The organism is Kitasatospora sp. NPDC093806 (assembly GCF_040683335.1).
GTDB lineage: Bacteria > Actinomycetota > Actinomycetes > Streptomycetales > Streptomycetaceae > Kitasatospora.
On the sequence record NZ_JBFBDO010000194.1, the window covers coordinates 1 to 6767 of the forward strand.

Genomic DNA, 6767 nt, shown 5'->3' on the forward strand with positions numbered 1-6767 from the left:
GGACGGTGGATGCCCCCACCGTCCGCCCCGCGCGGCCCTTCGCCGTCCCCCGGGCCGGGCACCGCGGCGGGGTGGGGTCAGGCCCCGGCGGCGGCGCCCAGGAGGAGGTCGGCGGCGTCGGTGCGCAGGTACAGGACGGTGCGGCCGGTGCGGTGGCGGGCGAGCAGGCCGGCCTCGCGCAGGGCGGTGAGGTGGTGGGAGACGTTGGGGGCGGACAGGCCGGTGCGGTGGGCGAGTTCGGCGGTGGAGGCGGGGGCGTCGAGTTCGGCGAGCAGGCGGGCGCGGGTGGCTCCGATGACGCGGGCCAGGCCGTCGGGGACCGGGTGGCCGGTGTTCTCCCACAGGGTGGCGACGCCGCGCGGCGGGTAGAGGAGGCCGGGCTGCCAGGGCGGGTTCTGCTGGGAGAAGACGCCGGGCCAGGCGAACACGGTGGGGACCAGGACCAGGCCGCGTTCGCCGTCCAGGCGCCGGTGCGCGTCGACGCGGCGGTGGCCGATGGTCAGGGTGTCGCGCTCCCAGGTGACCTGGGGGTGGAGGTCGGCGAACAGGGCGGCGGGGCCGCCGGCGGACATCTGGCGGGCGCGGCGCAGGATCTCGCCCTCGGCCAGGCGTTCGATGCGCTCCCAGTACGGGGCGATGGCGGCGTCCCAGTAGGCGCGGATCTCGCCGGCCAGGCGGGCCAGGCCCGCCTCGGGGTCGCGGGCCAGGGCTGCGACCAGCGGGGCCGGCTCGCCGGCCAGGCGGGCGAGGTCGCGGCGCACGGTGGCCGGGTCGGTGGCGGCCAGCTGCTCCAGGGCCTGGCCGATGGAGGGGGTGGCGGCGGCGGGCACGGGGGTGAGGAAGTCCGGCACGTACACGGTGGGCAGGCGCACCAGCTGGTCCAGCAGCGCCCAGTCGACGCCGGCCAGGCGGCGGGCGGCCCGGCGGGCCCAGGGCAGGTGGACGCCGTGGCGGCCGACGTCCTTGAGGACCTCGACGCTGCAGGTCACCTCCGCCAGCGGGGAGCGGGCGAAGCGGGTGCGGGCGAGGTCGGGTGCGGAGAACTCCCAGGTGAGCACAGGCGTCCCCCATGAGGATTAGATCAGGATGGAATCGGTGGCCGCCGGTGATCATGCCAGGGATTCTCGTCGCATGACCACCACCGCACTCCTTCCCGCTTCGCTGCGCGAACGCCTGGGCCTGCCGGACACGGCCGGGCAGGGCCGTCTGGTCGGCGCGCACCTCGTCGACAGTCTCGGCACCGGGCTGGTCCTGGCCTTCGTCCTCGTCTACTTCGCCCGCACCACCTCCCTGGGCCTCGGGGAGATCGGCGCGGCCGTCTCCGCCGCCCGGCTGCTGGCCCTGCCCGCCGCCCTGGTGGCGGGGCCGCTGATCGACCGTCACGGGGCGCGGGCGGTGGCGGCCGGCGCCAACCTGCTGTCCGCGCTCGCCTACGCGGCCTTCCCGGCCGCCCACCAGGGGTGGCAGGTGGTGGCGGTGTGCCTGCTCTCCCAGCTCGGCCACGTCGGCTACTGGACCGCCAGCACCGGCCTGGTGGTCCTCGCCGCCCCCCAGGGCGGGCGCACCCGCTGGTTCGCGCTGGTGTCGACGCTGCGCAACACCGGGATGGGCCTGGGCGGGGCGCTGGGGGCGGTGCTGATGGCCGGCGGCGGCACGGGGGCGCTGCGGCTGCTGGTGACGGCGAACGCGGCCAGCTACCTGCTGGCCGCGCTCCTGCTGGCCACCTGGCGCCCGCCCACCGCCGCACCCGCACCCGCACCCGCGCCGCAGGCCCCGGACGCGCAGGCGGCGCGAACGCGGGCGGGCGGGTACCGGGAGGTGCTGCGGGACCGCCGCTACCTGCTGCTGGTGGCGGTCAACCTCAGCTTCGTGTTCGCGTCGATGGTGCTGGGCATGCTGCTGGCCGTCTACCTCACCGCCGGCCTGCACCGCGACGCCTCCGTGGCCGGCGTGCTGCTGGTCCTCAACGGCGTGCAGGTCGTCCTCACCCAGAACGTGGTCGCCCGGCGCCTGGAGGGCCGTGCGCCCGCGCGGGTGGCCGCCGCGGGCGCGCTGCTCAACGCCCTGGCGTTCGGGGTGTTCGCGCTGCTGGCCGCCGTGCCCGGCTGGGCCGTGCTGCCGGGCCTGGGCCTGGCGATGCTGGTGTACAACCTCGCCGAGACGGTGGCCACGCCCTGCCGGGAGGAGCTGAGCGTCTCGCTCGCCGACCCGGCGCGGCGCGGGCGCTACCTGGCGGTGTACCAGCTGTCGTGGAACGTGGGCCAGGCCGTGGCACCCGGCCTGCTGACCCTGCTGCTCGGGTGGGGGCCGGCCTGGCCGTGGCTGTTCCTGCTCGGCGCCAGCGTGGCCGCCGTCCCCGGCCTGCTGCGGCTGGAGCGGGGCGCCGCCGCCCGGGACGCCCGGCGGCCCGCCCTCCCCCGCAAGGCGGCTGCGGCTCGGGCGAACTGAGTCCTCGTCACCGACCGGACGGCGGGAGGCCGCGCGGGCCCCGGGTGGACACCGCCGCCGGGGCCCGCGCGGCCTTGCGCGCTGCCCGGGCTCAGCAGGGGTACCAGTTGGTCCACCCTCCGCTGGTGAAGGCGTTGCACCAGTCGCGGCCGTCGCTGCCGACCACCCACACGATGGGGTATCCGCTCCCGCCGGTGATCGCGCCTTCGACGCCGTCCAGGACGCCGGCGCTGTCGCCGAGCGGGGCCCAGCCCGCCCAGGATCCGTTCGCGCTGTACTGGTAGTTGTGCCAGACCCGGCGGTCGGTGCCGACGAGCACCCACTCGTGCCGGCCGTCCGGCCAGGGCAGGAGCTTGACGTTCGTTCCGCACAGGTAGTACGCGCTGGGCGCACCGTCGTAGAAGGGATACACGCAGGTGCCGGCGGCGGCACCGGTCGGGGCCGGCATCGCCTGCGCGGTGGTGACGGGGCTCAGGGTGGCCGCGAGGGCCAGGGCCATCGCGGCGAGGATGCCGGGTTTCTTCATGGTTGCCCCCAGGAGTCGGTGTGACGGGCAGCCGACGGACGGCCACCTCCGTCGGCCGGTCACCAGCCTGTACTCCGCGGGGGCGCGTTGTGCGGGGCACGAACGAATGCGCCATGGACATGACTTGAAGTCGGCCGCGGTCTCCGGGGGCGCGCGAAGGCCCCCCGGGTGTCCGGGGGGCCTTCGGGGTGCGGGCGGGGACGGGTCAGCTGGTGTAGCCGCCGTCGACGGCCAGGGCGGTGCCGGTGATGTAGCGCCCGCCGGGGCCGGCGAGGAAGGCGACGGAGGCGGCGATGTCCTCGGCCTCGCCGAAGCGGCCCAGCGCGGTGAGGTTCTTCTGGAAGTCGGCGCTGTCGCCGTCGGCGGGGTTCATGTCGGTGTCGATCGGGCCCGGGTCGACGGTGGTGACGGTGATGCCGCGCGGGCCGAGCTCGCGGGCGAGGGCCTTGGTGAAGCCGACGAGCGCGGACTTGGCGGTCGCCTGGAGGACGAAGTTCGCGCCGGGCACGCGGCCGTTGAAGCAGGAGCCGACGTTGATGATGCGCCCGCCCTCGCCCAGGTGGGCGGCGGCGGCCTGGGCGGCGAGGATCACCGAGCGCACGTCGACGGCCAGGACGCGGTCCAGGTACTCGGCGGTCACCTCCTCCAGCGGCCCGTAGGCGAGGAAGCCGGCGTTGTTGACGAGGATGTCCAGGCGGCCGAGCTCGCGCACGGTCTGCGCGACGGCGTCGGCGGCCGCGGTGGGCTGGGTGAGGTCGGCCTCGACGGCGACGGCCCGCCCGCCGGCGGCCTCGATCTCCTTGACGACGTCGCGGGCCTGGTCGGCGGCCTGGACGTAGGTCACCGCGACCGCCGCGCCCTGGGCGGCGAGCTTCTTGGCGACGGCCGCCCCGATGCCGCGGCTGCCGCCGGTCACCAGCGCCACCTTGCCGGTCAGGTCACTCATGTGGGTCCTTTCGGGACTGCCCCGGGGCCGCTTGGGCCCGGGGCGGATTTCGACGGGCCCCCGGCCCGGATCGGGCGAGGGGGCGGGCGGGAAGGCCAGGACGCGATCCTGGAACGCTCCCATTAATGTGAAGGTCAAGTCGGCCCGGGCAGGCCCCTGTTGGGGCTCCAGGGCCGGGGATCCGGCGCGGCGGCGGTGGGGCGCGGCCGCCGGATCCCGGAGGGCCGCGCCGGGGCCCGGCCACATCCCCCGGGCCGGGCCCCGGCGCGGGGGTCAGGAGGCGGCGGCGGAGGCGGCGGCGGTGCCGAAGCGCAGGGTGTTGTCCAGGACGACGCCGTGGCTGGCGACGTCGATGACGATGTGGTCGCCGTCGGTGAGGTGGAAGCCGTCGTGGAAGCTGGACAGGTCCGCGCCGGTCAGCACGTAGTTGACCAGGCCCGGGCGCGAGAGCGCCGGGAAGGAGAACAGCCGCTCCACCAGCGTCTGGACGGGGAACCAGAGGGCGTCGGCGCCGCAGTCGAAGGTGCCCTGCCAGGCCTGCTTGCCGTCGCGTTCGATGGTGACGGTGCCGGTCGCGGCGCCGGGCGGCTGCTCCAGGAACAGGTGCGGGGCGATGGCGGTGTCGCACAGCTTGCCGGAGGAGGTGTAGCCGGCGTCGATGCGGTGCAGGCCGATGTCGCACAGGTCGTTGCCGAAGGTGTAGCCGGCGTAGTGCGGCACGCCCTGGTCGTCGTTGACGAAGACCAGGACGATCTCCGCCTCCTCGATGATGACGACCGGCTCGGTGGGCACCACCAGGTCCTGGCCGGGGGTGCGCAGCCAGGAGCCGAGGCCCTTGAAGAACCACTTGGGCACGGGGGGCTGGCCGTTGTGGGAGACGATGGCGTCGGCCTTGGCCTTGTGGGTGCCCAGGAAGCCGGAGACCAGGGCGGTGCCGGCGGCGGGCAGCAGCGGGGGCAGGGCGGTGAGTTCGGGATCGCCGGCGGTGACGGTGAGGGTCTCGGCGGCGGCGCCGAGGGCTTCGGTGACGGCCTCGGGGGCGGCGTCGGCGAGGACGGCGGCCTGCAGGGCGCCCTCGGGCAGGTGGTGCAGGGTCAGGGGCTCGCCGGGGGCGGTGATGCCGTGGCTGACGTAGCGCCGGCCCCGGTAGAGGTACTCGCTGACGACGGACATGGGCTGGTCCTTCCGGAAGGAGGGGCGGGACGGGTGCGGGGCGGGTGCGGGGTGGGGCGGGTGCGGGGCGGGCGTCAGGCCCGGGCGGCGACGGCGGGGCGGGCGGTGGCGGCGGGGCGGGCGGTGGTGGTGGTGAGGAGGTCGAGGACCTCTTCCAGGCGGTCCAGGGCGGCCTTGATCCAGGGCAGGGCGAGGGGGTCGGCGGCGGTGAGCGCGGTGTTCTGCTGCTCCTCGGTGTCGCCGTAGAGGCGGCTGGTGGCGATCCGCACGCGCAGGGGGCGGGTGTCCTCGCCGAAGGCGGTGGCGGGCAGCAGGCCCACGCCCCAGCGGCGGGCGAACAGGGCGGCGAGGTCGTCGGAGCCGTCCACGTGGTGGGCCTGGCGCAGGTGGGTGCGCAGGTCCTCGAAGTCGGGGTAGAGGTAGCAGGTGGCGCGCACGGGGGCCAGGCGGGCGCCGGCGGCGGCGAGGCGGTCCGCGGCGGCGGTGACGACGCGTTCGTGGAGGCGGCGGGCGGCGGTGACGTAGGCGCGGACCTCGGCGGGTTCGGTCAGCGCCCAGGCGGCGGCGTCCTGGACGGGGGCGGCGGTGGAGGACCAGAGCTGGCTGGCGACGGCCGTCAGGCGGGTGTGCAGGGCGCGGCCGAGGTCTCCTTCGGGCAGGCGGGCGATGCCGGTGCGCCAGCCGCCGACGGCGAGGTTCTTGGTCAGTCCGGTGGTGACGACGGTGCGTTCGGGGGCGAAGTGCGCCGGGGACAGGGCCGGGGGCGGCACGGCCGTGCTGCCGCAGGGGACGCCGGCGGCGGGCGCGGCGGCGCTGTCGGCGGGGTCGAAGACGAGGTCGCAGTAGATCTCGTCGGAGACGATGACGAGGTCGAGGTCGCGGGCGGCTTCGGCGAGGCGGCGCAGGGTGTCGGGGTGGGCGATGGTGCCGGTGGGGTTGTCGGGCAGGGTGACGATGACGCCGCGCACGGTGCGTCCGGCGGCGCGGGCGCGGGTGACGGCCTCGCGCAGGGCGTCGGGGTCGGGGACGCCGCCCTGGCCGGGCGGGGTGGGCACGGGCAGCGGGCGGGCGCCGGCCAGGCGGGCCTGGGTGGCGTAGCTGACCCAGCTGGGCACGGGGACGACGGTGTCGCCGCCGATGGCGAGCATGAGGGCGAACAGCAGGGGTTTGCTGCCGGGGCCGGCGACGACCAGGGCGGGGTCGGTGGCCAGGGCGCGGCGCTGCCAGTAGCCGGCGGCGGCGGTGCGCAGGGCGGGGCTTCCGGCGACGGGGCCGTAGGCGTTGCGGTGGGCGGCGGCGGCCAGGCGCATCCGCAGGGCGTCCAGGACGGGCAGGCCGATCTCGCCGCTGGCCAGGGCGAGGACCTGTTCGCCGGCCTCGCGCCGGCGGGTCAGCTCCTCGTCGGCGGCCAGGGTGGCGGACATGGTGACCGGCACGGGCTCGGGCATGGTGGGCTCTCCATCGGAATCTGGCGGGGTGCGCGGGGCGGGTCGGCGGCGTCCGGCGGCGCGGCGGGACGAGAGGGACGCGGTGCGGGTGCGGTGCGGGGCGGGTGACGCGGTGTGACGCGGGGTGGTGCGCGGGTGCGGGGTGGTGCTGGGGGTGCGGGGTGGTGCCCAGCCGGCGGCCGAAGTGGTGCCGCAGGGTGGCCGCGTTGCCGAAGCCGCAGCGGGA

Annotated in this window: 6 protein-coding genes; 1 reads left to right on the forward strand and 5 read right to left on the reverse strand. The window is 76.5% G+C overall.

What is annotated here, in order from left to right:
- Positions 1-77 precede the first annotated feature (77 nt).
- On the reverse strand, positions 78-1058 hold the full coding sequence (locus tag AB0N76_RS38610) for a DUF5937 family protein (protein WP_363565528.1): 981 nt from the start codon (positions 1056-1058) through the stop codon (positions 78-80).
- 73 nt (positions 1059-1131) lie between these two features.
- Here AB0N76_RS38610 and AB0N76_RS38615 point away from each other — a divergent pair, with 73 nt between their 5' ends.
- Positions 1132-2448 (forward strand): MFS transporter, encoded by a 1317-nt coding sequence (locus tag AB0N76_RS38615; RefSeq protein WP_363565529.1) that lies wholly within the window; start codon positions 1132-1134, stop codon positions 2446-2448.
- Positions 2449-2539: 91 nt separating this feature from the next.
- On the opposite strand, the gene AB0N76_RS38620 is transcribed toward AB0N76_RS38615, so the two are convergent.
- The 4 genes from AB0N76_RS38620 to AB0N76_RS38635 form a co-directional block, all read right to left on the reverse strand.
- Positions 2540-2974 (reverse strand): hypothetical protein, encoded by a 435-nt coding sequence (locus AB0N76_RS38620; protein WP_363565530.1) that lies wholly within the window; start codon positions 2972-2974, stop codon positions 2540-2542.
- A gap of 205 nt (positions 2975-3179) precedes the next feature.
- A complete protein-coding gene (locus AB0N76_RS38625) occupies positions 3180-3920 on the reverse strand; it encodes a 3-oxoacyl-ACP reductase family protein (protein WP_363565531.1) in 741 nt (246 codons plus the stop codon).
- Between the two features lie 273 nt (positions 3921-4193).
- On the reverse strand, positions 4194-5093 hold the full coding sequence (locus AB0N76_RS38630) for a fumarylacetoacetate (FAA) hydrolase (protein WP_363565532.1): 900 nt from the start codon (positions 5091-5093) through the stop codon (positions 4194-4196).
- Positions 5094-5167: 74 nt separating this feature from the next.
- Positions 5168-6541 carry a pyridoxal phosphate-dependent aminotransferase gene (locus tag AB0N76_RS38635; RefSeq protein ID WP_363565533.1) on the reverse strand — a complete coding sequence of 458 codons (1374 nt, stop codon included), beginning with the start codon at positions 6539-6541 and terminating at the stop codon, positions 5168-5170.
- Between the last annotated feature and the right edge of the window lie 226 nt (positions 6542-6767).

Coding starts and splice junctions, on each gene's coding strand:
- AB0N76_RS38615 (WP_363565529.1), top strand. CDS start 1,132: ATGACCACCACCGCACTCCTTCCCGCTTCGCTGCGCGAACGCCTGGGC.
- AB0N76_RS38620 (WP_363565530.1), bottom strand. CDS start 2,974: ATGAAGAAACCCGGCATCCTCGCCGCGATGGCCCTGGCCCTCGCGGCC.
- AB0N76_RS38625 (WP_363565531.1), bottom strand. CDS start 3,920: ATGAGTGACCTGACCGGCAAGGTGGCGCTGGTGACCGGCGGCAGCCGC.
- AB0N76_RS38630 (WP_363565532.1), bottom strand. CDS start 5,093: ATGTCCGTCGTCAGCGAGTACCTCTACCGGGGCCGGCGCTACGTCAGC.
- AB0N76_RS38635 (WP_363565533.1), bottom strand. CDS start 6,541: ATGCCCGAGCCCGTGCCGGTCACCATGTCCGCCACCCTGGCCGCCGAC.